Here is a 25,265-nt window from a genome sequence, read left to right as displayed (position 1 = left end):
CACGTCCTGCCCCACGGACGCCCTGCCGCCCCGATCGCGGGGGCTCCGGCCTGGCGGGTTCCTGTGTCGAGGGGGCCGATCAGCGCCGCCGACAGCCCGCAACAGACACGACAGGTAGGACTGTCGGACCCTCACCCTAGACTCGCTCTCGTGAGCCCGAGTGAGAACACGACCGTTGCCAACGCCACACCCGCCACCGCACAGGCCGAGCGGCCCAAACTGCTGCTGATCGACGGCCATTCGATGGCGTATCGCGCGTTCTTCGCGCTGCCCGCGGAGAACTTCAAGACGAAGACCGGGCAGACGACGAACGCGGTATTCGGGTTCACCTCGATGCTCATCAACCTGCTGCGCGACGAGGCGCCGACCCACCTCGCGGTGGCGTTCGACCTGTCCCGCAAGACGTTCCGGTCGGAGACGTACGCGGAGTACAAGGCCAACCGCAGCACCACCCCGGACGAGTTCAAGGGGCAGGTCGGGCTGGTCGAGGACGTGCTGAAGGTCCTCGGCATCCCGGCGCTGACCAAGGAGAACTACGAAGCCGACGACATCATCGCCACGCTCACGACACAGGCGACCGCCGAAGGTTTCGACGTCCTCATCTGTACGGGCGACCGTGACGCGCTCCAGTTGGTGACCGACCAGGTCACCGTGCTGTACCCGAAGCGCGGCGTGTCGGAGATGACCCGGTTCACCCCGGAGGCGGTCGAGGAGAAGTACGGCCTCACCCCGGCGCAGTACCCGGACTTCGCCGCGCTGCGTGGCGACCCCTCGGACAACCTGCCCAGCATCCCTGGCGTCGGTGAGAAGACGGCCGCGAAGTGGATCAGGCAGTTCGGGTCGTTCAACGAGCTGGTCGACCGGGTCGACGAGGTCAAGGGCAAGGTCGGCGACGCGCTGCGCGAGCACCTCGGCGCGGTCATGCTGAACCGCCAGCTCACCGAGCTGATCCGCGACGTCGAGCTGGAGCTCGGCCCGACCATGCTCGAGCTGCGCCCGTGGGACCGCGAGGCCGTCCACGCGCTGTTCGACGAGCTCGAGTTCCGCGTCCTGCGGGACCGGCTCTTCGCCACCCTGCAGAGTGCCGAGCCCGAGGCCGAAGAGGGTTTCGAGGTCAGCGGTTCGAAGCTCGCGCCGGGCGCGCTCACGGAATGGCTCTCCGCGCACACCGGCCAGGACCAGCCGGTCGGCCTGGCGTTCCGCACCACCGGGGCCTCGGTCCGCTCCGACCTGAAGGCCATCACGTTCGCGGCCGCGGACGGTGAGGGCGCGTATGTCGACGTCACCGCGATGGACGCCGAGGACGACAAGGCGCTCACGGCCTGGCTCGCCGATGAGAAGATCAAGAAGATCGGCCACGAGCTCAAGGTCCCGCTGCACGCCGTCCGCGCGCGCGGCTGGACGTTCGCCGGGCTCGTCATGGACACCGCGCTCGCGGCGTACCTGGTCCGCCCTGGCCAGCGCACCTTCGAGCTCGACGACCTGGCCCTGCGGTACCTGCACCGTGAGCTGCGGTCCGAGGCCGACACCGGGGACGGGCAGCTTTCGCTGCTCGACGGTGGCGCCGAGGACATGGAGCAGAAGGAGATCCAGGCCGAGCTGGTCAAGGCCCGCGCGGTCGCGGAGCTCGCGGGCGCGCTGACCAAGGAGCTCGAAGAACTGGGCGGCGCGCAGCTGCTCGCCGAGCTCGAACTGCCGCTGCTGCAGGTGATCACCGGCCTCGAAGCGGCGGGTATCGCGGTCGACATCGAGCATCTGACCGATCTGGAAGCGCACTACCTCGGCCGGGTGACACAGGCCGCGGAGGAGGCGTACGCGGTAATCGGCAAGCAGGTCAACCTCGGTTCGCCGAAGCAGCTGCAGGTCATCCTGTTCGACGAACTCGGCATGCCGAAGACCAAACGCACGAAGACCGGCTACACCACCGACGCCGAGGCGCTGCAGAGCCTGTTCGAGAAGACCGAGCACCCGTTCCTGCAGCATCTGCTGGAGCACCGGGACGCGACCAGGCTGCGCACCACGGTCGAGGGCCTGATCAAGTCGGTCGCCGACGACGGCCGCATCCACACGACGCTGCTGCAGACGATCGCCGCCACCGGACGGCTCTCGTCGGTCGACCCGAACCTGCAGAACATCCCGATCCGCACCGAGGAAGGCCGCCGCATCCGCGACGCCTTCGTCGTCGGCGACGGGTACGCCGAGCTGATGACGGCGGACTACAGCCAGATCGAAATGCGGATCATGGCGCACCTCTCGCAGGACGAAGGGCTGATCCAGGCCTTCAACAGCGGCGAGGATCTGCACACTTTCGTGGCGTCGCGCGCGTTCTCGCTGCCGCCGGAGGAGATCACGCCGGAACTGCGCTTCCGGGTGAAGGCGATGTCGTACGGCCTGGCGTACGGGCTTTCGGCGTACGGGCTTTCGCAGCAGCTGCGGATCTCGACCGAAGAGGCCAAGGAACAGATGGAGGCGTACTTCTCCCGTTTCGGCGGCGTGCGCGACTACCTCCATTCGGTCGTGGGCGACGCGGCGAAGGTTGGTTACACCGAGACCATCTTCGGCCGCCGCCGTTATCTGCCGGACCTCAACAGCGACAACCGGCAACGCCGCGAAATGGCCGAGCGGATGGCGCTCAACGCCCCCATCCAGGGCAGCGCGGCGGACATCATCAAGGTCGCCATGCTCAACGTGCACAAGGCGCTGACCGAGGCGAAGCTGAAGAGCCGCGTGCTGCTGCAGGTCCACGACGAACTCGTCCTCGAGGTCGCCGGTGGCGAGCGCGAGCAGCTCGAATCGTTGGTGCGCCAGGGAATGGGCTCCGCCTACGAACTGGCGGTCCCGCTGGAGGTCTCGGTCGGATACGGCCGGTCCTGGAACGACGCCGCGCATTAGGCCTCGTGAGTGGTAATGACGGTTAGAACCGTCATTACCACTCACGATCGGTAGGGTCTTTCGCGTGACTTCCGAGCGCAGACGCTGGCGGGTGCGGCTGCGCGATCACCGTGGGCGGATCCTGGGCGCCGGGACCATGCTCGACGGCGAACACCTCCTCACCTGCGCTCATGTGATCGAAGGCCACGACGACGTCGCCGTGGATTTCGTGGCGCTTCCCGGCGTGGAGCCAGGAATCGCCACGATCCTCGCGCAGGCGGCGCCCATCGGTGACGACGGCGGGGACATCGCGTTGCTCCGGTTGCGCGACCCCGAGGAACAGATCTCCGGCGCCCCGCTCCACCGGACGGCTCTCGAAGACGGCCAGCGAGTCCGCGCGTACGGCTTCCCGCGCGGTTCGGACGGCATGTGGTCGTTGGCGACCGTCGTCGGCGACGGCGGTCACGGGCTTGAGCGCGTCCAGTTGCACCGCACTCCGGACGCCGAGCCGATCACCCACGGCTTCAGCGGTTCCGCGGTGATCGCCGAGAAGACCGGCCACGTCGTCGGCATGGTCGCCACCCGATACGCGACCGAGGCCGCCCGGGTCTCGTGGATGATCCCGGTCGAGACCATGCTCGGGTACCTGCCTGCCCTGCGCCGCTGGGCCGAAGGCAGCCCCGCGATCGACCCCAGCTTCGTGCAGAACCCGGAACCGCCCGCGATCGATCCGCTGTTCGCCCGCGAATTCGCCCGGTGGCTCGGCGGGCACGGCCGGGCGGACGTCCGGGTGATCATCATGGGCGAGCACGATTCCGCCGTCGCCGCCTCGCTGCGGCGCGCCGTCGTCCTCGCCGACCGCGAACGCGGCGCGGGCCGGAGCGTGACCGGGCCGACGGTGCCGCCGCTGGGCAGTGTCGTGCTCGCCGTCGACGCCGTCGGCAAAACCGCCGACGAGGTCCGCCGCCGGATCTCCGACCGGCTCGACGTCGCCGCGGATTCGCCCGCCGGCCGTCACGGGTCCGCCCGCACCGTCGTCGTCTCCGGAATCGACGAAGCGGCCGAGCCCGACGCGCTCGTCGGCGAGGTGCTCGTGCCGCTGGCCCAGCGCGCGCACGAACTCGGGCTGCGGCTCGCGCTGGCGTTCCGCGAGGAGACGTCGCCGGGGGTGAACGTGGTCCGGTCGAGCACGGACGTCCTGCCCGCCGGCGAGGACGACACCGAGGGCCGCCTCGCCCTGCTGGAAACCCGGTTGGGTGAACTCGACAGCCTGGAGAAGGAGAATCTGAGCGACGCGCCCCGCTTCTCCGACGCCCCACACGTCCATCCCAAGACGCGACGGCTGAGAGGCGCGTTGACACAACTGCGTTCGGCGGAGAAGGACGGCGAAACCGAGTGGGTGAAACGGCAGCTTCCGGTCTGCGAGCGAGCCGTGGCCAAGACGGTCGAGCGCGCCCGCGACCTTCGTCGTCTCCTCGACGAGAACCTCGCGCGGCGCGCGGAACTGCGCGCCCGGCTCGACGCGTACGGGGAGATGGCTCGTAACAGCGGCCTCGTCGAAGACGTCGAACTGGATGCCGCCTACGCACCCGCCTGGCGGATGCTCTTCGAAGGACCGTGCGACCTCGCGGCCGCGGCGGCGGCCGTCGAGCGGTACGCGGACACCGTACGGAAACGGATCGACGGATGACGGCCTGCGGACACGACGGCTGCCCGGGTGTGCTCGGCAAGACCGGGTTCTGCAAGATCTGCGGATTGCCGCCCGGGACACCGGAAGAGCCCGCGCCGCGGGAGAAACCGACCCTGGTGATCCCCGGCCCCGGCGAGGCGCCGACCAGGATCACCAGCACGGTGGTCACCCGTTCCCAGCAGATCGCGGGCCACGCGAGCGCGGACGACCGGGTCCCCCTGCCGGTCGTCGAACTCCCGGACGTCGCGGGCCGCCTGCTCACCGAACCGCATGTCCCGGAAGAGGAACGGTTCTGCGGCAAGCACGGATGCACGGCCACTCCGGTCGGCCGCTCGGTCGGCGGCGGACCCGCGCCTGCCGAAGGGTTCTGCCCGGTCTGCCGGACGTCGTTCTCCTTCGCGCCCAAGCTCGCGGCCGGCGACGTGGTCGACGGCCGATACCACGTGCTGGGCTGCGTCGCGCGCGGTGGGCTCGGATTCGTCTACCTGGCGACGGATTCCGGTCTCGGCGACCGGTACGTCGCGCTCAAGGGCCTGATCAACACGAACAACACCGCGGCCGTCCGGATCGCGGAGACCGAAAGCCAGGTGCTCACCGCGCTGGACCATCCGAACGTCGTCCGGATCCTCGACGTGGTCGAACACGAGGACCTCCGCTACATCGTCATGGAGTTCGTCGACGGGCTTTCCCTGCGGGAGGTCAAGAACCGCGGCCGGGCCGGGCTGGACTCCAGTGAAGGGCGGCTGCTCGTCGAGCACGTCGTGGCGTACGGGCGCGAGATCCTGACCGCGCTCGACTACCTGCACGGCGAGGGCCTGCTGTACTGCGACATGAAGCCGGACAACGTGATCCACGGCGAGAAGCGGATCAAGCTCATCGATTTCGGCGCCATCCGCAAGATCACCGACGACGAAAGCCCGATCGTCGGCACCGAGCACTATCAGGTCTCGCCGCGGGAACGGGCGGAACACGGGCTCACCGTCCGGTCCGACATCCACACCGTCGGCGTGACGCTGCGGGAGCTCTTCCAGGCCAGCGACGGCTGGTCGGTCACCACCGACGCGCGCGGTGTCCGGTTCGGCATCGAATCGTTCCTCCGAGTCCTCGACCGGGCGACCGCCCCGTTCGAACAACGGTTCGCGACCGCGCGCGAGATGCTGGTCCAGCTCGACGGTGTGCTCGGTGAGATCCTTTCCTTGCGGGACAAGCAATCCAGGCCCGCCGCCTCGACGTTGTTCACCGAAGGGGCGATCCTGCTCGACGCGGGACTCGGCCAGGCGCCGCCGCTGGAGCACTGGACGCGGGGGACACCCGTCTCGCTCGGCGCACGCCCGTCCGCCGCGGAGATCGCCGTCGGTCTCCCGGTGCCGCGCGAGGATCCGGACGACCCACAGGCGAACTTCCTCCGCGCCGTCCGCGCGCCCGACGCCGCGCGGCTGCTGAAGAAGCTCGACAAGGTGCCGGGTTCGGTCGAGGTCGAGTTCCGCCGGTGCCGGGCACGGCTGGAACTCGGGGCGACCGTCGAAGCCGTGCTGGCGGTGGCGGAGGCCGAACGGCTGCTCGGCGAACGCGCCGCCCATGACTGGCGTGTGGCGTGGCATCGGGGCCTGCTCGCGCTCGGCGCGGGCGACTTCGCCGCGGCGAAGGAGAAGTTCACCGCCGTGTACCGCGACATCCCCGGCGAGGAGCCGCCGAAACTCGCGCTGGGGCTCTGCGAGGAGCATCTCAACGGCGCGGTCGCCGCCGAGCGGTACTACGACGCGCTGTGGGTGCGGGACCGGTCGCAGGTCAGCGCGGCGTTCGGGCTCGCGCGGGTCCGGCTGCTGCGCGGCAACCGCGCCGCCGCCGTCGAGATCCTCGACCAGGTCCCGGAATTCTCGCGTTACGACGAGGCGGCGCGGATCGCCGGGGTGCGGGTGCTGTCCGTGCCGATGCCGGGCACGGGTGACCTTCCGGCGTCGGCCGAACTCGACGACGCCGTGGTCCGCCTGACCGCTCTGGATCTCGACGGCGACTCCCTCGACAGGCTGGTGACGGCCGTGCGTGAGACGGGACTGGCCGCCGTGCTCCTCGGGCAGGACGGGATCACCGACGGCGAGATCCTGCGCGCAGGCGAAATGGGCGCTCGCACGGTGCTGGACAAGGCGTACCGGCGGCTCGCCCACCACGCGCCGACGCCGGAAGCGCACGACGTGCTGATCGATCTCGCCAATTCCGTGAGACCGGTGACGCTGGTGTGAAAGGGGACTGATGAGCGGGGAACCGAGTCTGGGCCTCGAGGTGCACCAGAACAAGTTCCTGGCCGAGGGGGACCGGGCGATGACCGCGATCGTCCGGGTCGTCTCCCGCGGCGGTGGGGCGGCCGTGACCACGACGGCCGCCGAAGTCCTGATGATCGACTGCTCCAGTTCGATGCGCTTCCCCAGCACCAAGATCGGCGAAGCCCGGCGGGCGGCAGCGGCGGCCATCGACGTCCTGCCCGACGGCGTGCGGTTCGCCGTCATCCAGGGCACCGATCGCGCGAAGATGATCTACCCGGCCGAGGACGGCCTGGTGACCGCGTCCGCGGCGACCCGCGCGGAGGCACGCGCCGCCGTCGAGCACCTCGCGGCCGTCGGCGGCACCGCGATGGGCGCCTGGCTCGCCAAGGCACGCGACCTCTTCGACCTCGTGCCCGGCGCCGTCCGCCACGCGATCCTGCTCACCGACGGCCGCAACGATTCGCAGACCAGGGCCGACCTGATGAGCGTGCTGAACAGCTGCGAGGGCCGGTTCGTCTGCGACGCCAGGGGGATCGGCGACGGCTGGGAGCCCGCCGAACTCACCCAGATCGGCCGGGTGTTGCGCGGGAACGTCGACTCGGTCGTCGAGGACGACAAGCTCGCCGAAGATTTCCGGCAGCTGGTCGAGAGCGCGATGACGAAGGTGTTGCCCGAGGTCCGGCTGCGCATCGGCACCATGCCGTTCAGCAGGCTGCGGTCGGTCAAGCAGGTGTTCCCCGACGAATACGACCTCACCGACCGGTGCCAGGAGGCCGCCGTCCGCGAGCAGGAGCTGTCGCTCGGTTCGTTCGCGAGCGACGAGACGCGGGACTACCAGCTGATCCTGGATCTCGATCCGGACCTCGAACCCAGCCATGGGCAGGATCGTCAGCTGGCGTGGACGGAACTCGTCCCCGTGCCGGGAGCCACGGTCGAGGAGGACGCGCTGGCCATCGCGGGGAGGTGGACCCACGATCCGATCCCGCCGACGCTGATTCACCCGATGGTTTCGAAATACGCCGCGCAGGCCGATCTCGGTGAGGCGCTGATCTCCGGCGGCGACGCCTACGCGGCAGGAGACCGCGCCGGGGCCGAGCAGGCTTGGGGCCGGGCGGTCGCCTTGGCCACCGCCGCGGGCGACGAAGAGACGCTGAGCCGTCTCTCGGGAGTTGTGGAGATCGTCGACGCCGAGAAAGGGCTCGTGCGCCTGCGGCCGGACGCGACACGCAGTCACGCGTTGCACGTCGTCATCCCGTCGAGGGTTTCGGAAATCGCACTTCCACAGGAAGATCGGCCGATGCCCGAAGGAGCACCGCTCACCTGTGCCGCCTGCCCCGCGCTTTCGCCCGCCGGGGCGAACTTCTGCGTCGGCTGCGGAAGACCGTTCGGCGAGGCGGTTTCGTGACGGCCACCCGGGTGCGGCTGGTCCGGCTCCGGACCGCCCTGCTGGCGCTCACCCTCGCGGTACTGGTGGTGTCGCTGTGGGCGTTCCAGAACGTCCAGAACACGGCGGAGACCGTCCGCGACCGCACCGCGCACGCGGTACTCGAAGTGACCGCCGCCCGGGCCGCGCTGGTGGCCGCCGACGCCGCGGCGATCGCGAGTTTCGCCTCCGGCGAGGCGAGACTCGCCGGACCGGGGCAGGAGTACTCGAATCAGCTGGCGCTGGCGAGCCAAAGTCTCGCTAGGGTCGCGGAGTTCAACCAGGCGGGTGAGGAAGGCGGTAACGCGCTTCAGGTGATCGAAAGCCAGGTCGCGGCCTACTCGGGCTCCATCGGACAAGCCGACGTGCACTTCCGCCAGCCGGACGCCGCCGTACTGGGCGCGGTCGACCTCTGGCACGCCTCACGGCTGCTGCACGCTCCTGGCGGTGTCCTGGAGGAGCTGGAAGCGTTGCAGGGCAGGCAACGCGAGGCGCTGAACCGGCAACTGGCGTCCACCGGGATGAGTCTCGCGATGCTCCCGCTGTGGCTTCTGCCAGTGCTCGCCCTCCTGGTGCTGCTGGTCTTCACCCAGCTGTACCTGAGGAAACGGTTTCGCCGCGTGGCGAACGTCCCGCTGCTCGCGGCGACCGTGCTGATCGCCGCCATCGGGGTGGCCCTGGTGTTCACCTTGATCAGCCGGGGCAGGCTGGACTCGGTCGGAGAGCGGCTCGACGGCGTCGCCGCCGCGCGGGCCGCGCAGCTCCAGGCGGCCGACGACGACGGCCAGCGACGGCTCGCCGAGCTGCTGGCCGGGTACTGCGACGAGGAGCAGGGATGCGGTGTGACCGTCGACGGGTTCCGGGAGCGGGTACGGCAGGCCACCGCACCGGCGACCGACAACACGCGGGTGGCCACGGCGGGCGCGAGGGCGGTGGCGGCCGACGCCTCCGCCGCGGCCGAATCCGGCGGGCGGGAATTCCTGATCCCGGCCGGCACCCTGCTCGCGGGCGGGCTCGTCCTGCTCGGCCTGCACGCCAGGATCGACGAATACCGGTACCGCCCGTGAAACGCCTGCTGGCCGTGGTGATGGCGCTGACGCTCGTCGCGGGCGGCTGTACGGCGTCGGCGGAGGACGGGCCGGTCGTCGTCCTCGCGTCCTGGACCGGGGAGGAGGAGAAGGCGTTCCGTCAGGTGCTGGACGCTTTCAAGGCCGACATCGGGATCGACTACCTCTACGAGGGCACGCGGGCCGTCGACCAGGTGCTCGCTTCGGACGTCCAGCGTGGCACGCCGCCGGACGTGGCCGTCCTGCCCAACGCCGGGGTGCTCGCGAAGTACCAGAAGTCGGGTGACCTGCTGCCGCTCGACGAAGACCTCTCCGCCGCCGTGACACGATCCTTCAGCCCGCAATGGGTCACGCTGCAGCAGATCGGCACCGAGAAGTTGTACGCGGTCGCCGTGAAGGCCGACCTCAAGAGCCTGATCTGGTACAACCCCGCGCGGATGACCGGGATCCGTCCCACGACGTTCGCCGGGCTCCGCGAGTACTCCGCCGGGCTGGCGGCCGCCGGCGGTACGCCCTGGTGCGTCGGGATGGGCGCCCCGCCCGCCTCGGGCTGGCCGGGAACCGACTGGATCGAGGACATCCTGCTGCACTCGGCGGGCCCCGGCAAGTATCGGCAGTGGGCGTCCGGCGGCCTCGAATGGAGGTCGCCGGAGGTCAAACAGGCCTGGCTGGACTGGGGTTCCCTGATCGAGCCCAGCGCGATCCGCGGCGGTACCGCGGCAGCGCTGCTGACCGATTTCGGCGACGCGGGCAAGCCGATGTTCACCGACCCGCCGGGCTGCGCGCTCGAACACCAGGCGTCGTTCATCATGAGCCGGTACCAGAACTTCCCGCGGCCCGGCGGGACGTTTCCCAAGCCGGGTACCGATTTCGACTTCCTCACCTTTCCGGGGCGGGACGTCTCCGAGGTCGCCGCCGACCTCGCCGGGATGTTCCAGGACACGCCCCAGGCGCGGAAGCTGATGGAATTCCTCGCTTCGGAGAAGGCGCAGCGGATCTGGCCTTCGATTCCCCGCGCGAACGCCTTCTCCGCCAACCGGAAGCTCGGCCTCGACGTCTATCCGGACCAGGTGAGCCGGAAGGTCGCGGACACGATCACCACGGCGTCCGCGCTGTGCTTCGACGCGTCGGACCTGATGCCCGCGACGATGACCGGCGCGTTCCACCGTGCCGTCCTGGAGTACCTGAGCAACCGGGACCGCCTGGACATCCTGCTGAGGCAACTCGACGACGTCCGGGAGAGCATCCAGCCCGGCGAATGGTTGAAAATCCATTGTGGACAGTGAGGAGCATCGGTGAACGACCTGGCGCGGTTCCCCCTCGAAGGCGGCGGTTCGGTGGTCGTCGAGATCGACCCGGTCCCCGGCACCTCCCGGGTCTCCCGGCGTGACGACCTGGTCGAGGACGCCAAGGGGTCCTTCGAAGCGGCGCTCGCGAACGTCAAGGACGCGGCCGTGGCGGCACTGGACACCTTCCGGTCGATGACCAGGGGGCCGGACGAGGTCGAGCTCAAGTTCGGCGTCAAGCTGACCGCGCAGGCGGGCGCGGTCATCGCGAAAACGGGACTGGAGGGAAACTTCGAGGTCAAGCTGAAGTGGGCCCGGGAGACCGAAGACGCGTGATCGGAGCCCGCACTCGCGTGCTTGAAGCCGGAACACACGTGCTTGAAGCCGGAACACGCTCCGCACCGCGAGATCCGGCTTCAAGCACGCGAGATCCGGGTTAACGCACGCGAGATCCGGTCTAGCGGCCGAGGCCCCGGATCAGCACCATCACCGATTCCCGCACGTCGTCCCGCGTCCGCTTCGGCTGGAACACCTGCCAGTCGAGGGCGACCACCAGCATCGTGCCGAACAACCCGGCCGCGGCCGTCTGGATCTGGACGCCGTCGGGCAGCCGCCCGGCGGCGTCCAGCCGGTGGAGCTGTTCGCGCACGATCGAGATGATCTCCTCGCGCAGCAACGTCAGCGTCTCGTGCCAGGTGCCGGGCGTACGCCACATCTCGCTCACCAGGATCTGCGAGAAACCGGGGTATTCGGCGATGAACTCCAGCGCACCGTCCACTTGCGACTCGATCACGTCCATCGGGTCGCCGTCGCCGGTCGCCGCGCGCAGCCGGTCCGCGAGCACGCCGACGCCGTAGCGCAGCAGTGCGTCGACAAGGCCGTCCTTGCTGCCGAAGTTGTAGTAGACGGTGCCCTTCGCGACCTTCGCCTCGGCCGCGATGTCGTCCACTGTCAGCCCGACGAGGCCGCGGCTGGCCGACAGCCGCAGCGTCGCCTCGAACAGCTTCTGCTTCGTCGCCTCACCCCGGGGACTCACAACGCCAGCTCGGGTTTCAGCGCCGAAACCGTCCAGGTGCGCCGTTTCCGCGCAGCCAGCGTCGAGACCAGGATCCCGCCGACGAGATAGGCGAGAAGGACACCGATGTCACCGAGGATCTCCATCGAGGCGCCACTGTAGAGCAGGTGCCGGAACCCGTCGATCGCGTAACCCATCGGCAGCACGATGTGCAACGGGTACAACGCGTCCGGGATGGTCTGCCACGGGAACGTGCCACCGGCGCTCACCAGCTGGAGCACCAGCAGGACCAGGCCGAGGAACTTCCCGACGGCGCCGAAGAACGCGTTGAGCGCGTGCACCACCGACGTGAAGGTCAGCGACACCAGCACCGCGAACCCGACCGCGCCGAGCGGATGTGCGACGTCGATGCCGACCAGCCAGGTCACCGCGCCGAACAGCACGATCACCTGCGCGATCCCGAGCAGCGCGGAGGACAGCCAGCCGCCGAGCGCGACCTTGAACGGCGACGCGCCGGCGGTCAGCGCGCGGGTCGAGAGCGGGCGCAGCAACAGGAACAGCACGAACGCGCCGATCCAGGTCGCGAGCGAGATGAAGAACGGGGCGAGACCCGCGCCGTAGGTCCCGGCCGAGGCGACACCGGAGGAGTTGACCGCCACCGGGTCCGCGATGGTGTTGGCGGTCGCCGCGCGGGTGGGGTCGTCCGGGTTCGGGATCTCCTTGAGCCCGGCGGCGAGCCCGTCGCGCAGCTGCACCGCGCCGTCGGCGAGCTGGTTCGTGCCGGTGACCGCGGACTTCTCGCCGTCGTTCAGTTTCGCGGCGCCGTCACGGATCTGCGCGGAGGCGTCGGCCGCCTGCGCGATGCCGCTGGTGAGCTGCGGTGTGGCGGACGCCAGCTGGTGCGCGCCGTCGGACACCTGCCGGGCGCCGGACGCGAGCTGGATCAGCTGGCTGTTCGCGCCCTGGATCTTCGTGTTCGCCTGGTCGACCGGCGAACGGAGGGTGTCGAGGCGGCTCAGGATCTCCTGGACCTTCGTCTCGGGGACGCCGGCGTCGCGCAGGTCCTGCGCGAGCTGAGTGCGGTAACCGTCGAGTTTGGCCTGGATGTCGCCGGACGCCGTCGCCGCGAGCGAGGCGGCGTCGGCGACCTTCTGGTTCCCGTCGGCGACCTGACCGGCGCCGTCGGCGAGTTTCTGCGTCTGCGCGGGGAGCTGGGCGGTACTGGATTTCAGGGTGCCGAGCCCGGTCGCCAGCTGGGAGCTGCCGGAGGCGAGCTGGGAGGCGCCGTCCGCCAGTTGCTGCTGTCCCGTCTTGAGTTTGCCCGCACCGTCGGCGAGCTGGGAAGCGCCCGTCGAGGCTTCCTGGATCTTGCCGTAGATCGTGGAGAACCCGACCAGGAACTTGTCCGCGGCCTCGCTGCCGACCTTCTCCGCGATCGTCTTGCGGACCTGTTCGGCCACCTGTTTCGCGATGGTCCCGGACAGATAGTTGTTCGCGTCGTTGGTGGTCAGCGTGATCGTCGCCTGCTGGGGCTGGAAGTTGCCGGAGGACAGCAGCGCGGCGGAGAAGTCGCGCGGAATGCCGATGGCGAACGAGTACTTGTCGTCGCGGACGCCCTTCGCCGCCTCCTCCGGGGACACCTCGTGCCACTGGAACGTGCCGGACTTGACCAGTTCGTCGGTGACCTCGCGGCCGACGTTGCGTTCCGCGCCGGCCGAGTCCTTCGCGCCGGTGTCGGCGGTGAAGACGGCGGCGGGCAGCTTGTCCAGACGCGAGTACGGGTCGTAGTTCGCGTAGAGGTAGAAGGACGCGTAGAGCAGCGGCACCAGGACGAGCGCGGCCATGGCGAGCTTCGGCAGGGTGCCGCTGCTCAGCCGGCGCAGCTCGTTGGCGGCGATCCGGACGGGATTCATTCCTGGTCTCCTGAAGTCTTTTCGATCTCCGCGGTTTCGGCGGGCTCGGGCTCGACGGGCGCGCAGCGCACGGGGTCGGGCTGGTCGAGGGCGCCGCAGAGGGCGGGTTTCTCCGGCAGGGCCGAAACCGGGGTGGTGGCGGTCAGCACGATGACGGCGAGGCCGCGCTCGGCGTGCTCGCGGGCGAGCTTCGCCCAGCTGCCGACGTCGCTGGTGTGCCGGTCCGGGGTGTCGAGCACGAGGACGCCGACCCCCTTGCGGTCCGCGGCGAGCGCGGTGAGCAGCCGAGTGCGCATCACCGGTTCGAGATTCTCGAAGCGTGTGGTGGCGAAGGCGGCGGCGTCGTGCTCGGCCAGCCAGCTCGCGACGGCGGCCTTGTTCGCCGGTCGCTTCGCCAGTTCGAGTTCCTCCCCGACGACGACCTGCAGCGACAACGCGCCGTCCGGCTCGCTCACGCCGGGGGAGTCGACGATCGCCACGACCTGGTGCGGGTCGCCGCCCTCGACGGTCACCGTCCCGGTGGCGGGCTTCAGCCTGCCTGCCAGCGCCAGCCCGAAGGCGGTGACACCGACCCCCGGCTCGCCGTGCACGATCGCCAGCTCACCGCCCGAAACGGTGAGCGAAGTAGGCGACAGCAACGTGCCGTGGGGTCCGGTCACGGACACCCTGTCGGCTTGAACCCGCACGAAGAACTCCCAGGTCGGTGACTCGCGGAACTTGAACTGACTGGTCAGTTCAAAAGTTAGCCCTGACCTGGGAGGTATACAACCGTGGGGGGCTTACGTCACACGCAAGAGTGACGAAACCCCCGCAAACCGGACGGTTAGCGCAGGGCCGAAGCCGGATGGATCTCCCAGGAGGTCCACAGTGGACGATAACCCTGGCGGTGCCAGAACACCGAGGAAAGCGGGTTGGTCGGGTTGTAGTAGAGGTACGTGCCGTCCGCATCGCCCGCGGCGAACTCCTCGTGCACCGCCGCCATCAGTGTGCGGCCGAGGCCGCTCCCGCGCAGGGCGGGCACGGTGACGACGTTGTTGACGTATCCCCAGTGGCCATGGGGGAGCAGCTCGGCCTCGGCCGACCCCGGCGACGACGTGATCCAGGCGCCGTGCGCGAACGCGGCGATGCGGGCGTCCCGTTCGGCCAGCCACAGCAGCGGGCGATCCTTTTCGAGGGCGAGTTCCAGCGCCGGGGCGAGCAGTTCGGCCGCGTTCGGGCGGTACCGGGTGGCGACCTGGCCGATGTAGTCGTGCGTCGACACGGCCAGCTCGAGCAGGGTGTCGAAGTCTTCGTGCCGGGCCCGGCGGACGGTCACGCCGTCGGCACCCGGATCGTCGTGACGGCTCCCGGTGCGCACGGCGAGCGCGGACATCGGCACCAGCCCGTGGTCGAGGAAGGCACGGATCGCCTCGGCGTCCCGGCTCGGCCAGTTGATCATGCAGGACGAATCCTCGCCGGGTGCTTCGGCGTCCATCCGCGTCCGCCACGCGCGCAGCAGGACGTCCATGCCTTCGGTGCCGGTGGTCCCGATGAACGGGAACAGCTGCCGCGCGTCGGCGGCCGACCAGAGCAGGGTGACGTCGTCCGGACCGTGCAGCTGACGTTGCACCACGCCGGTGACCTGGACACCCGCCGCCGTGGCGGCGTCCACGCGCTCGCCGCGGGCCGGGGGCCGCGCGGCTTCGGGCAGGAGCCGGTCGATCGCCGCGAACCGGGCGCGGTGCGCGTCGAACAACGTCTTCTCGATTTCCATCCCATCCCCAGTGTCTGTAGGTGAACCCGCGTCCGCGATCGACGTCGACAGGGCGCGCGTTGGTCTTTCGGGTCGCGACGGTGGTGAAGGCGCCCTGCCACCGCGATAGCGGGGCCTTCGGCCGGGCGGGTTCACGCGTATAGTCACTTTCCGGACAAATCCTCAGCTCCGCCACCAGGCTCTCAGGGGCGGCCGCGCCGGGCTCCGCTACCGCAGGGCCGCGGCGGGGCAGACGGCCCACGTCGTCCACAGTGGACGATAACCCTGCCGGTGCCAGAACACCGGGGAAAGCGGATTGGCCGGATTGTACGAGACGAAGGTACCGCGCAGCGACGGCGAGAACAGTTCGTCGTGCGCGACGGCGGTCAGCGCGCGCCCGATCCCTCGCCCCCGCGCGGCCGCGGTCACCGCGAGCGTTCCTACATAGCCCCACTCGCCCGGCGGCAGCCGCCCGGCGAGCGCGTCACCGGGGATCGGGGAGCGCTTTCCGGAGGTCACCATCCCCACCGTGACGCCTTCCTCTTCGGCGATCCAGACGCGGCCCCCGAACTGCAGGCCACGCCGGACCTCTTCGGCGAGCAGGGCCTTGGCTCCCGGCCGGACGACACCGTGGCCGACCAGTGAGGTGTAGTGAAGTTCTTCGAAGCGCAGGCCGACGATCTCTTCCAAGTCGCCGTGGGTCGACGCGCGGATGGTCACGCCGGGTACGGAATACGCCTCGCCCGCCACGGGCGCGCGGACGGCCAGCGCCAGTTGCGGCGCGAGCCCGTGGTCGAGCAGGGCCCGCGACACCGCGACGTCCCGGCTGGGCCAGGTGACCGTGCACGACGAGTCGGGTTCGGCGTCGGCTAGGGCGATTCGCTCGCGCCAGGCGGAGAGCAGCGCGCTCATCCCCGCGCCGGCGTCGAGCGGGAGGATCGCGGAGAGGATCTGCAGTTGAGCCGGGCTCCAGAGTCGTTGCCAGGAACCCGCCGCGAACCGGACGTGCGCGATCGTCCCGAAGGCGCCGTCCGCCTCGACCGGTTCTCCGGCCGGGAGCGGAGGCGGCGGCGGGAGCAACGGGTCGAGCGCGGCGAACCGCGCCCGCTGCCGCTCCGCCGCCGGGATCATCCCCGCTGGGTGCAGAAGATCGCCGTGCCGGGGAAGAGCTTGCCGCGCAACGGGCTCCACTGCCCCCACGTGCGGGAGTGGCCCTCCGGCCAGGCGGGCTCGATGAGGTCGGTCAGCGCGAACCCGGCGTCGGCGAGCGCGCGGACGTAGTCGCCGAGGGTCCGGTGATACTCGACGTACGTCGCGACGCCCTCTTCGTCGACCTCGACATAGGGTGTGCGGTCGAAATACGGCTGGGTGACGGTGAGGCCCTGCGGGCCGGGGTCGTCGGGGAAGATCCAGCGCATCGGATGGGTCACCGAGAACACCCAGCGGGCCCCCGGCCGGAGCACCCGGTGCACTTCGGCGAACACGACGTCCACCGAGGCCACGAACGGGATCGCGCCGAAGGCCGAGCAGGCCGCGTCGAAGCTCGCGTCGGCGAACGGCAGCGACTCCGCCGTCGCCTGCACGAGCGGGACGAGGGTGCCGGTGCGCTCGTTGCCCTCTTTCGCGTGCCGGAGCATGCCTGCCGACAGATCGGTCGCCACCGCGTCGGCGCCCTGCGCGGCGAGCCAGCGCGAGCAGGCCGCCTGTCCGGAGCCGACCTCGAGGATCCGCTTGCCGCCGACTTCACCCAGAAGCGCGACGTCGGCCTCGCGGACACCCTCGGGGCACCAGACGAAGTCCGCGTCGCCGAGGAAGCCGCCGTGGGTCGCCTGGTAGTCGTCGGCGTCGGCGTCCCACCACGCCAGGTTCGCGGCGGTGGCCTCCGGCGCCGAGACCGCCCGGTAGGCGACCCCCGCGGTGCCGAGCCGCTCCTCGGCCTCTGCGTGCCGTTCGGGCTCGGTGACGGACTGCTGGCTCAAACCGATATCCTTTCCCCAGGTCAGGGCTTCGCGGGACAGTCTATCCGCCCGCCGCGATCGTGGGGGCGACCCTGATTGTGCCGTGTACAGGGGGCCGCGTAGGATATCTGTTAGCGCAGTGGGTTCGCGCTACTCTTTCCCCCGGTTCGCTCAGCGTCCGGGTCAGGGGGTCGCGTACCGGATGCGGTGATGCTCGCGGTCGTTCCCTGTGGACGTTTGCTTATGTGGTCGCCTCATGTCGGAAGAGCCCATGGTGCCCTAACTGCAAACCCACTACTTCCCATCCACCGGAGCAACCCGCCTAATGACGACCGACACCGCCACCGCCCCGACCGCCCCCGCCGGGCCCCAGCAAGTCGCTATCAACGACATCGGGTCGGAGGAAGACTTCCTCGCTGCGATCGACAAGACGATCAAGTACTTCAACGATGGCGACATCGTCGAAGGAACCATCGTCAAGGTCGACCGTGACGAGGTCCTGCTCGACATCGGCTACAAGACCGAGGGTGTCATCCCCTCGCGCGAGCTCTCCATCAAGCACGATGTCGACCCGGCTGAGGTTGTCACCGTCGGCGATGAGGTCGAAGCCCTGGTCCTCCAGAAGGAGGACAAGGAAGGCCGTCTGATCCTGTCCAAGAAGCGTGCGCAGTACGAGCGCGCCTGGGGCACGATCGAGGAGCTCAAGGAGAAGGACGAGCCCGTCAAGGGCACCGTCATCGAGGTCGTCAAGGGCGGCCTCATCCTGGACATCGGCCTGCGCGGCTTCCTGCCGGCGTCGCTGGTCGAGATGCGCCGCGTGCGCGACCTGCAGCCGTACGTCGGCCGCGAGCTCGAGGCGAAGATCATCGAGCTGGACAAGAACCGCAACAACGTGGTCCTGTCCCGCCGCGCCTACCTGGAGCAGACCCAGTCCGAGGTGCGCAGCGAGTTCCTCAACGCGCTCGCCAAGGGCCAGGTCCGCAAGGGTGTCGTGTCGTCCATCGTCAACTTCGGTGCCTTCGTGGACCTGGGTGGCGTCGACGGCCTGGTGCACGTCTCCGAGCTGTCCTGGAAGCACATCGACCACCCGTCCGAGGTCGTCGAGGTCGGCCAGGAGGTCACGGTCGAGGTTCTGGACGTCGACATGGACCGCGAGCGCGTCTCGCTGTCGCTGAAGGCGACCCAGGAAGACCCGTGGCGTCAGTTCGCCCGCACCCACGCGATCGGCCAGATCGTGCCGGGCAAGGTCACCAAGCTCGTCCCGTTCGGTGCGTTCGTGCGCGTCGAGGAGGGCATCGAGGGCCTGGTGCACATCTCCGAGCTGGCCGAGCGCCACGTGGAGATCCCGGAGCAGGTCGTCCAGGTCAACGGCGACGTGATGGTCAAGGTCATCGACATCGACCTCGAGCGTCGTCGCATCTCGCTGTCGCTGAAGCAGGCGAACGAGGGCGTCACGCCGGAGACCGAGTTCGACCCCACCCAGTACGGCATGGCCGCCGAGTACGACGCCGAGGGCAACTACATCTACCCCGAAGGCTTCGACCCGGACACCCAGGAGTGGCAGGAAGGCTTCGACAAGCAGCGTGAGGAGTGGGAGCGTCAGTACGCCGAGGCTCACACGCGCTACGAGGCTCACATGAAGCAGGTCCAGAAGGCAGCCGAGGCCGACGCCGAAGCCGCCGCGGACGCCGCGACCGGTGTCACCTCGGGCGACTCGGGCGAGCAGAGCTACACCTCCGCTCCGGCCGAGGCCAAGAGCGGTGGCACGCTCGCCAGCGACGAGCAGCTCGCGGCTCTCCGCGAGAAGCTGTCGGGCGGCGCGTGATCCAGGCGCTCAGCCAGTAGCTGACTGACAGCGGCCCCGGTCCACTACGGACCGGGGCCGCTTTCTTGTCCGCGTTCAGTCCTCTGGATGCGTTCCTTGCACGCGCAACTACCGCATTCAGAGGACTGAACGCGGTAGTGGGGAGAGGAAATCAGGAGGTGGCGGTCCGGACGGACGGGACGGACGGCACCCAGACACGTTCGAGTGCCGCGGCGCGGGCCTTGCGGCGGAGTCCGGCGAAGCTGTGCTTGGCGGGAACGAGGAGCGCGCTCAGCCACGTGCGCCGGTATTCGGCGAGGGCGTCGGCCACGGGACGATGGAGGACACAGTGCACCAGGCCCGGCGTTCCGAGCCGGTGCCTTCCGACGTGCTTACCGTCTGCCATCTTTCCTCCGTGTGGGCTACCTTCGCCGCGCACGGTACGCAATCAAGCCGCCGAAGCCCGGTAACCGCCCGGCGTGTCACCCATAAAGGTCGTGTAACGCGTCACTATGAACTTGCCTTTTGCACCCTTCTGTGCGGGAAGTGCACCTCTCGTGACCCTGCGCGGTCGGCCCAGGTCGCGCCACTAGGCTGATCGTCATGCTGCGTGTGGGCCTGACCGGCGGGATCGGCGCCGGAAAATCGACGGTGGCGAACCGGCTTTCCGAGCACGGCGCCGTCCTCATCGACTCCGACAAGATCGCCAGGGAGGTCGTCGAGCCGGGGACACCGGGGCTCGCCGAACTCGTCGAGGCGTTCGGGGAAGACATCCTCGCCGCAGACGGCGCGCTGGACCGGGCCGCGCTCGCCGCCAAGGCGTTCGCCGGCGAAGAATCCCGCAAACGGCTGAACTCGATCGTCCATCCGAGGGTCGGCGCCAGGACGGCCGAGCTGATGGCGGCCGCGGCGCCGGACGCGATCATCGTCCACGACATCCCGCTGCTCGTCGAAGGCGGGCTCGCGCCGATGTACCACCTCGTCGTCATGGTCGACGCGCCGGAGGAGGTCCGGGTCCGCCGCCTGGTCGAAGCGCGGGGGATGGCCGAGAACGACGCGCGCGCCAGGATCAAGGCGCAGGCCACGACCGATCAGCGCCGGGCCGTGGCCGACGTCTGGTTCGACAACAGCGGAGCGCCCGACATCGTGCTCGCCGAGGTCGACGCGCTGTGGGCGGACAGGCTGACCCCGTTCGAGGCGAACGTGCGGCTCCGCAAGCCGCGCGCGCCGATGTCGCCGAAGATCGCGCCGTACGACGAGACATGGCCCGTGCAGGCCGAGCGGGCGCTCGCGCGGATCCGCGTGGTGGCCGGTGACAACGCCGTGCGGGTCGATCACATCGGTTCGACGTCCGTGCCGGGGCTGCCCGCCAAGGACATCCTCGACCTCCAGCTGACCGTGTCCACTTTGGACAAGGCGGACGAGCTGGCCGACGCGCTCTCCGACGCGGGGTTCCCGCGAGCGGAAGGGGAGTGGTTCGACGACGCGCACGGTGAAGAGGGCACTTGGCCCAAGCGGTTCCACTTCGGTGGCGATCCTCGCCGTCCGATCAACCTGCACGTCCGCTCGCGGGAGACGCCGGCCTGGCGGCTCGCGCTGCTGTTCCCGGAATGGCTGCGGCGGAATCCGGGCGAGCGCGACGCCTACGCCGCGGTCAAGAACGCCATGGCCGCGAAGCACGCAGGCGACGGGACGGTCGAGCGGTACACCGACGAGAAACAGGGCTGGGTCGACGCGGCCTTCACCCGTGCCGACGCTTGGGCGGACTCGACCGGCTGGACCCCGTAGGCCTCAGCCGCCGGGCGGTCCCCGCGCGAAAGCGGTGGCGACGGCTGCCGTCTGCACGAGCGTGACCACGATCCACAGCGCGGGCTGATCGGTGAACGCCCGCAGCGGGCCGCCGTTGGGGACCGTGTTGATCAGCGCGGAGACCACGAAGATCCCGGCGAGCGCCAGTGGGGCGGGCCGCAGGCGCATCGCGTCGAAGAACCCGGTGATCATGAAGATGAGGAAGATCGTGTCGTGCGCTTCGAGCACCGCCGCGATCGCTACCAGCCCGGTGAAGGACACGGCGATCACGACCGGATGACCTTCCCAGCGCTTCGAAAGCAGCGTGGAGGTGAGCAGGAGCCAGACGGCCGCGATCCCGGCCAATCCCAGTGTGCGCAGCGGGTCGTGCTCGGAGGTCACGAGACTGAGCACCGTACTGAGCGTCAGCAGAGCGTACGGCAGACAATTTTCGATCCGGCCGCCCCCAGGGCGCCACAGCGACCCGCCGTCATCAGGAGACGGCCACAGCGAGTCCTGCCAACGGATCCAGCTGGTCATACCCGGAATTCTCGCAGGCCGGGCCATGCCGTGGCCCAGGTTTCGGTGTGGCCGGTGACCAGCCAGATCGGCATTCCCCGGCTCACGTTGCGGACGCCGGCCGCGTTGTCCACCCGGGAGACGATCCGGGCGTCGGTGAACGACCGCAACAGCCGTGCCGGATCCGGCCCGACGAACAGGACGCTGTCCGCGGTCTCGGGCGGATGCCCGAAGTACCAGAAGCCCCGGCTGGGGCTGTACACGGCGGGAAGCCCGTAGTCGGCGCCGTACCGGTCCAACGCTCCGGCCTGCCAGTACCCGGCCGTGACGAGCGTGGTGCGCGCCCGTTGGTCCGGCGGGAGCCGGTAATAGGCGTCCGCTACGGAACGCGCGAGATCCGGCCAGCCGATCTCCTCCAGCGTGTACGCCGGGCGGGGGACGTCCCGGCCTTCCGCGAGCCAGGCGGACGGCCACACCGGCAGCGCGTACGGCAGCGTGTACAGCGCGGAAAGCAGGAACACCGGCCAGGTCGGGATCCAGCGGAACCACCAGGACGGCCTCAACTGTCCGAAGTGGACGGCGGCGCCCGCCCACAGCACGCTGAACATCCCCGCCGCGTAGTAGTACCGGCCGTTCGACAGGATGAACAGGGTGATCACGCCGACCGCGGTCCAGCCGAGGAACCGGTATTCGCGCAGTTTGGCCGAGAACAGCAGGACCAAGAGTCCATAAAGGACACCGACTACACCGATGCCGAGCCCGGCGCCGGTCAGCAGGGCGGGCAGGAATCCGGCGCGGCCGCTCCAGCCGCCGGTGGTCTCGTGCGCGATGACGTCGCCCATCTCCAGTTGCGGCCAGCCGTTCGCGGCCTGCCACCAGAGGGTGGGGACGAGCGACAGCGCGGCGATCCCCGCGCCGAGCCAGAGTTTGGGCCTGCGCAAGAGATCCCGGGGCCCGAAGACCAGGATCGCGACCCCGGCGGCGACCCAGAACGTCGCGATCAGGAGCTTGACGTTCAGCGCGACGGCGGTCGCCACGCCCAGCCACAGCAGCAGATTGTCGTCGCGGGTCCGCATCCAGCGCACGACCAGCCATGCGATGAGCGTCCACAGCGCCGGGTCGATCGTCGAGGTGGCCAGGTAGTGCCCGCTGCCGAGGAACTGCCCGCAGATCGCGTACGCGGCGGCGGCGCGGGTCTGCGCCCGGCGGTCACCGCCCATCTCGTAGGCGATGAGTCCGGTGAACACGACACCGGCGGCCGTCGCGAGGACGGCGGGGAAGCGGAAGACGAAGACGTTGCCGGGCGCGAGCGTGTCCATCGCCAGCGCCAGGACCGGGAGCACCGGCGGCTGGTCCGCGTAACCCCAGGCGAGCCGCTTGCCCGCGGAGAGGAAGTACAGTTCGTCGCCGAAGTAGCCGTACCGCCACGCCGTCGCCATCAGGACCGCCGCGGCCGCGGCGGCGAGGAGCCCCACCGGGAGCCGGGCGAACGCCGCACTGGACACCGTCGGTGTTTCGGCCGCGCGGGCGGCTTCCATCCATTCCTCGCAGATCCCTCGGGTGCCGGTCCTCTCGCACCTTACGTGCCACCGGCGTGGCGCGTCGGTCGTGAGAGGGCCGGTGAGGGCTCAGAAGCCCCAGTCCGTGAGTTTCGGCCACACCGTGTCCCAACTCCCGTTCCGGCCGGTGGCCAGCCAGATCTTCATGCCCTGACTCACGTTCTGGATCCCGGCCCCGTTGTCGAGCGCGCCGACCTCACGCACCTGCGTGAAGTACGGCACAAGTCCCGAAGGGTCGTTCCCGACGAACAGGATGTCCCGTGCCGATTCCGGCGGCCTCGGCAGCGTCACGTAGCCGCGGTTGGGGCTCGACGGCGACGGAAGCCCGAACTCCGGTCCATAGTGGTCGATGGCGCCGGCCTGCCAGTACTTCGCCGTGACGACACCGGTCCGGGACGGATCGGGAACGGTCCGGTACACCCGCCCCACCGACTCCGTGATCTCCCGCCAGCCGACCTCTTCGACGGCGAAGATCGGCCGCGCCCACACCGGAGCGCTCGCCAGCTGCGCACGCGGGAGGACCGGAAGTGCCTGCGGGATCGCGATCACCATGGCCACGAGGTACACCGGCCAGGTGGCGATCCAGCGCCAGTACTTCGACGCCTGGCCCGCCTCGATCTCCACCGCCGCCGCGGCGAACAGGGGGGCGAACATCCCGGCCGCGTAGTAGTAGCGCCCGTTCGCCAGCAGGAACACGGCGAGGACGCCGAGCGCGGTCCAGCCGAGGAACCGGTACGGCCGCAGGCGTTCGGACCGCAGCAGGCGCCACAGTCCATAGCAGACCAGGATCGCCCCCACCGGTAGTCCGGCGCTCAGCACCAGCGTCGGGACGAAGGTGGCCCGCCCGCCCCAGCCTGCCGAGACCTCTTGGGAGATCGCCGCGCCCATGGTCAGCTGCGGCCATCCGTTCGCCGCCTGCCAGACGAGGGTGGGCGCGATCATCACGGCGGCGATCAGCGCGCCGATCCACAGCGCCGGACGGCGGACGAGGTCACGGGGTCCGAACGCCACCGCGGCGGCGAGTACGACGACCCAGAAGCCCCCGACGAGGAACTTCGTGTTCAGGGCGAACCCGGTCACCACACCGGCCCAGACCAGGAGTCTGTCCGTCCGGGTCCGCACCCAGCGGACGAGCAGCCAGATCAGCAGCGCCCACAGGAACGGGTCGATCGTGCTGGTCGCCAGGTAGTGCCCGCCGCCGAGCATCTGGATGGACACCGCGAACGTCGCCGCCGCGATCGTCTGCGCTTTGCGGCCGCCGCCCAGCTCCCTGGCGATGAGCGCCGTCAGCACCACGCCGGCCACCATCGCCAGCATCGCCGGGATGCGCAGGACGAACGGCGAATCGGCGCCGAACGCGTCCATCAGGCGGGCCAGCAGTGGCAACAGCGGCGGCTGGTCGGCATACCCCCAGTCCAGATGCCGACCGGCCGCCAGGAAGTACAACTCGTCGCCGAAGTAGCCGTAGCGATCGGCCGTCGCCGCGAGGACCGCCCCCATCGCCCCGGCGATCATCAGCACCGGTGTCCCGGCGAACGACGCGACCCCCGCGGGTTCTCGCCCATCGGACCGTTCCCGGAGTCCCTCGGCCTCCATGACCACGGGTATCCGCCCCCTCTCGATCGGTTACGCCCTTGATCGAGAGTCCCGCACCGCCGCCCCGCCGGGGATCCATCGGCCGGTCAGGATCGGCTCACCCAAGGGATGAGCCAGGATCAACCGATCGATGGATGCCGAGAGGTCAGTGCCGTCGCCAGTCGAGTGTGATGTCCTTTGTGGACAGCCAGCCGCGCAGGTCGTGGCCGTGAGAGGCCAACCCGTCCACCGTCGCGTGGCTGACGCCGAGCGCGCGTTCGCCGTCGGCGGGGGAGAGCAACCCGGCGGTGACCGCGGCGAGGAGTTCGTCGGTGTCGATCACCTGGACGGATTTCTTGTCCCGCAGAACGAGGTCGAGATAGAGATCGGTGGCCACCCAGACGCCGTCCTCACGGCGGATGTCGACGACGTCGAGGTAGAAGTCCTGATCGCGTTCGTGGCCGGGGGTGAACCAGAAGTCGGTGATCCGCAGGCCGAGATCCGGCAGCAGCCAGGACTCGATGTAGTGGAACTGGGCCCGCCCCGGCGTCGGCCGCGCCATGTAGAGGCCGAAGGGTTCTTCGCGGTATTCCTCGACGTCCCTCACGATGCCCTTGGGGTCCGTGTTGGTCTTCGCGGCCGGGTCGAAGTACTCGACCTTGGGCGGATGCAGCGCGGTCATCCGCCCATCTTGGAAGGCGGCGCCGCCCGCGAACACCGCCCAACCGGGTGGACGATCACGGTTTGCGGGTTCCGGGGGAGTAGCGCCGTCTGGCCGGATAAGGTGCGCTGGTTCCGCCAGAG

At 69.7% G+C, this 25,265-nt stretch carries 20 protein-coding genes; 9 read left to right on the top strand and 11 right to left on the bottom strand.

The features are described from left to right. Nucleotides 1-150 precede the first annotated feature (150 nt). The 7 genes from polA to AC069I_RS33500 all read left to right on the top strand — a co-directional run bounded on the left by polA (nucleotide 151) and on the right by AC069I_RS33500 (nucleotide 10,934). Nucleotides 151-2,892: a DNA polymerase I gene (gene polA, locus AC069I_RS33530; RefSeq protein ID WP_478229567.1), complete on the top strand. Its 2,742-nt coding sequence runs from the start codon at nucleotides 151-153 to the stop codon at nucleotides 2,890-2,892. A 64-nt stretch (nucleotides 2,893-2,956) separates the two neighbouring features. Continuing rightward, the gene (locus tag AC069I_RS33525; protein ID WP_478229566.1) at nucleotides 2,957-4,561 is read left to right on the top strand and encodes a S1 family peptidase; all 1,605 of its coding nucleotides are present in this window, start codon (nucleotides 2,957-2,959) and stop codon (nucleotides 4,559-4,561) included. Then, nucleotides 4,558-6,801 (top strand): serine/threonine-protein kinase, encoded by a 2,244-nt coding sequence (locus AC069I_RS33520; RefSeq protein WP_478267195.1) that lies wholly within the window; start codon nucleotides 4,558-4,560, stop codon nucleotides 6,799-6,801. Before AC069I_RS33525 ends, AC069I_RS33520 begins: the two co-directional genes overlap by 4 nt. Before the next feature lie 10 nt (nucleotides 6,802-6,811). Beyond that, nucleotides 6,812-8,227 (top strand): VWA domain-containing protein, encoded by a 1,416-nt coding sequence (locus AC069I_RS33515; protein WP_478229564.1) that lies wholly within the window; start codon nucleotides 6,812-6,814, stop codon nucleotides 8,225-8,227. Next, nucleotides 8,224-9,312, top strand: a complete 1,089-nt coding sequence (locus AC069I_RS33510; RefSeq protein ID WP_478229563.1) for a hypothetical protein — start codon at nucleotides 8,224-8,226, stop codon at nucleotides 9,310-9,312. The genes AC069I_RS33515 and AC069I_RS33510 overlap by 4 nt, the downstream gene beginning before the upstream one ends. Next, nucleotides 9,309-10,598: an ABC transporter substrate-binding protein gene (locus tag AC069I_RS33505; RefSeq protein ID WP_478267194.1), complete on the top strand. Its 1,290-nt coding sequence runs from the start codon at nucleotides 9,309-9,311 to the stop codon at nucleotides 10,596-10,598. The genes AC069I_RS33510 and AC069I_RS33505 overlap by 4 nt, the downstream gene beginning before the upstream one ends. Before the next feature lie 9 nt (nucleotides 10,599-10,607). Beyond that, the gene (locus tag AC069I_RS33500; RefSeq protein ID WP_478229561.1) at nucleotides 10,608-10,934 is read left to right on the top strand and encodes a CU044_2847 family protein; all 327 of its coding nucleotides are present in this window, start codon (nucleotides 10,608-10,610) and stop codon (nucleotides 10,932-10,934) included. Between the two features lie 121 nt (nucleotides 10,935-11,055). On the opposite strand, the gene AC069I_RS33495 is transcribed toward AC069I_RS33500, so the two are convergent. The 6 genes from AC069I_RS33495 to AC069I_RS33470 form a co-directional block, all read right to left on the bottom strand. Next, on the bottom strand, nucleotides 11,056-11,634 hold the full coding sequence (locus AC069I_RS33495; protein ID WP_478229560.1) for a TetR/AcrR family transcriptional regulator: 579 nt from the start codon (nucleotides 11,632-11,634) through the stop codon (nucleotides 11,056-11,058). After that, nucleotides 11,631-13,526, bottom strand: a complete 1,896-nt coding sequence (locus AC069I_RS33490; protein WP_478229559.1) for a YhgE/Pip family protein — start codon at nucleotides 13,524-13,526, stop codon at nucleotides 11,631-11,633. Before AC069I_RS33490 ends, AC069I_RS33495 begins: the two co-directional genes overlap by 4 nt. Beyond that, nucleotides 13,523-14,212 (bottom strand): ATP-binding cassette domain-containing protein, encoded by a 690-nt coding sequence (locus AC069I_RS33485; RefSeq protein ID WP_478232946.1) that lies wholly within the window; start codon nucleotides 14,210-14,212, stop codon nucleotides 13,523-13,525. Before AC069I_RS33485 ends, AC069I_RS33490 begins: the two co-directional genes overlap by 4 nt. A gap of 137 nt (nucleotides 14,213-14,349) precedes the next feature. Beyond that, nucleotides 14,350-15,279 carry a GNAT family N-acetyltransferase gene (locus tag AC069I_RS33480; protein ID WP_478267193.1) on the bottom strand — a complete coding sequence of 310 codons (930 nt, stop codon included), beginning with the start codon at nucleotides 15,277-15,279 and terminating at the stop codon, nucleotides 14,350-14,352. Nucleotides 15,280-15,486: 207 nt separating this feature from the next. Beyond that, entirely contained in the window at nucleotides 15,487-16,389 is a 903-nt protein-coding gene (locus tag AC069I_RS33475) for a GNAT family N-acetyltransferase (RefSeq protein ID WP_478229556.1), read from the bottom strand. Beyond that, nucleotides 16,386-17,237 (bottom strand): class I SAM-dependent methyltransferase, encoded by an 852-nt coding sequence (locus AC069I_RS33470; RefSeq protein ID WP_478229555.1) that lies wholly within the window; start codon nucleotides 17,235-17,237, stop codon nucleotides 16,386-16,388. Before AC069I_RS33470 ends, AC069I_RS33475 begins: the two co-directional genes overlap by 4 nt. A 304-nt stretch (nucleotides 17,238-17,541) precedes the next feature. Between AC069I_RS33470 and rpsA the strand changes: the two genes are divergently transcribed. Continuing rightward, nucleotides 17,542-19,041 (top strand): 30S ribosomal protein S1, encoded by a 1,500-nt coding sequence (gene rpsA / locus AC069I_RS33465; RefSeq protein WP_007028125.1) that lies wholly within the window; start codon nucleotides 17,542-17,544, stop codon nucleotides 19,039-19,041. Nucleotides 19,042-19,192: 151 nt separating this feature from the next. Here rpsA and AC069I_RS33460 read toward each other — a convergent pair whose 3' ends face one another. Continuing rightward, the gene (locus AC069I_RS33460; protein ID WP_478229554.1) at nucleotides 19,193-19,426 is read right to left on the bottom strand and encodes a hypothetical protein; all 234 of its coding nucleotides are present in this window, start codon (nucleotides 19,424-19,426) and stop codon (nucleotides 19,193-19,195) included. Nucleotides 19,427-19,623: 197 nt separating this feature from the next. On the opposite strand from AC069I_RS33460, the gene coaE reads away from it, so the two are divergent. Then, complete coding sequence (gene coaE, locus AC069I_RS33455) at nucleotides 19,624-20,808, top strand: dephospho-CoA kinase (protein ID WP_478267192.1); 1,185 nt, start codon at nucleotides 19,624-19,626, stop codon at nucleotides 20,806-20,808. Nucleotides 20,809-20,811: 3 nt separating this feature from the next. On the opposite strand, the gene AC069I_RS33450 is transcribed toward coaE, so the two are convergent. The 4 genes from AC069I_RS33450 to AC069I_RS33435 all read right to left on the bottom strand — a co-directional run bounded on the left by AC069I_RS33450 (nucleotide 20,812) and on the right by AC069I_RS33435 (nucleotide 25,143). Beyond that, nucleotides 20,812-21,348 (bottom strand): hypothetical protein, encoded by a 537-nt coding sequence (locus tag AC069I_RS33450; protein ID WP_478267191.1) that lies wholly within the window; start codon nucleotides 21,346-21,348, stop codon nucleotides 20,812-20,814. Beyond that, a complete protein-coding gene (locus tag AC069I_RS33445) occupies nucleotides 21,345-22,865 on the bottom strand; it encodes an ArnT family glycosyltransferase (RefSeq protein ID WP_478267190.1) in 1,521 nt (506 codons plus the stop codon). Before AC069I_RS33445 ends, AC069I_RS33450 begins: the two co-directional genes overlap by 4 nt. A gap of 90 nt (nucleotides 22,866-22,955) precedes the next feature. Then, a complete protein-coding gene (locus tag AC069I_RS33440) occupies nucleotides 22,956-24,482 on the bottom strand; it encodes an ArnT family glycosyltransferase (protein WP_478267189.1) in 1,527 nt (508 codons plus the stop codon). Between the two features lie 145 nt (nucleotides 24,483-24,627). Beyond that, entirely contained in the window at nucleotides 24,628-25,143 is a 516-nt protein-coding gene (locus AC069I_RS33435) for a ribonuclease FAU-1 family protein (RefSeq protein WP_478229549.1), read from the bottom strand. Nucleotides 25,144-25,265: the final 122 nt, after the last annotated feature.

This window comes from Amycolatopsis sp. NPDC043885, assembly GCF_056435685.1.
Note: the sequence above shows the minus strand (reverse complement) of the source record. Positions and strands in the feature narration are given on the sequence as shown.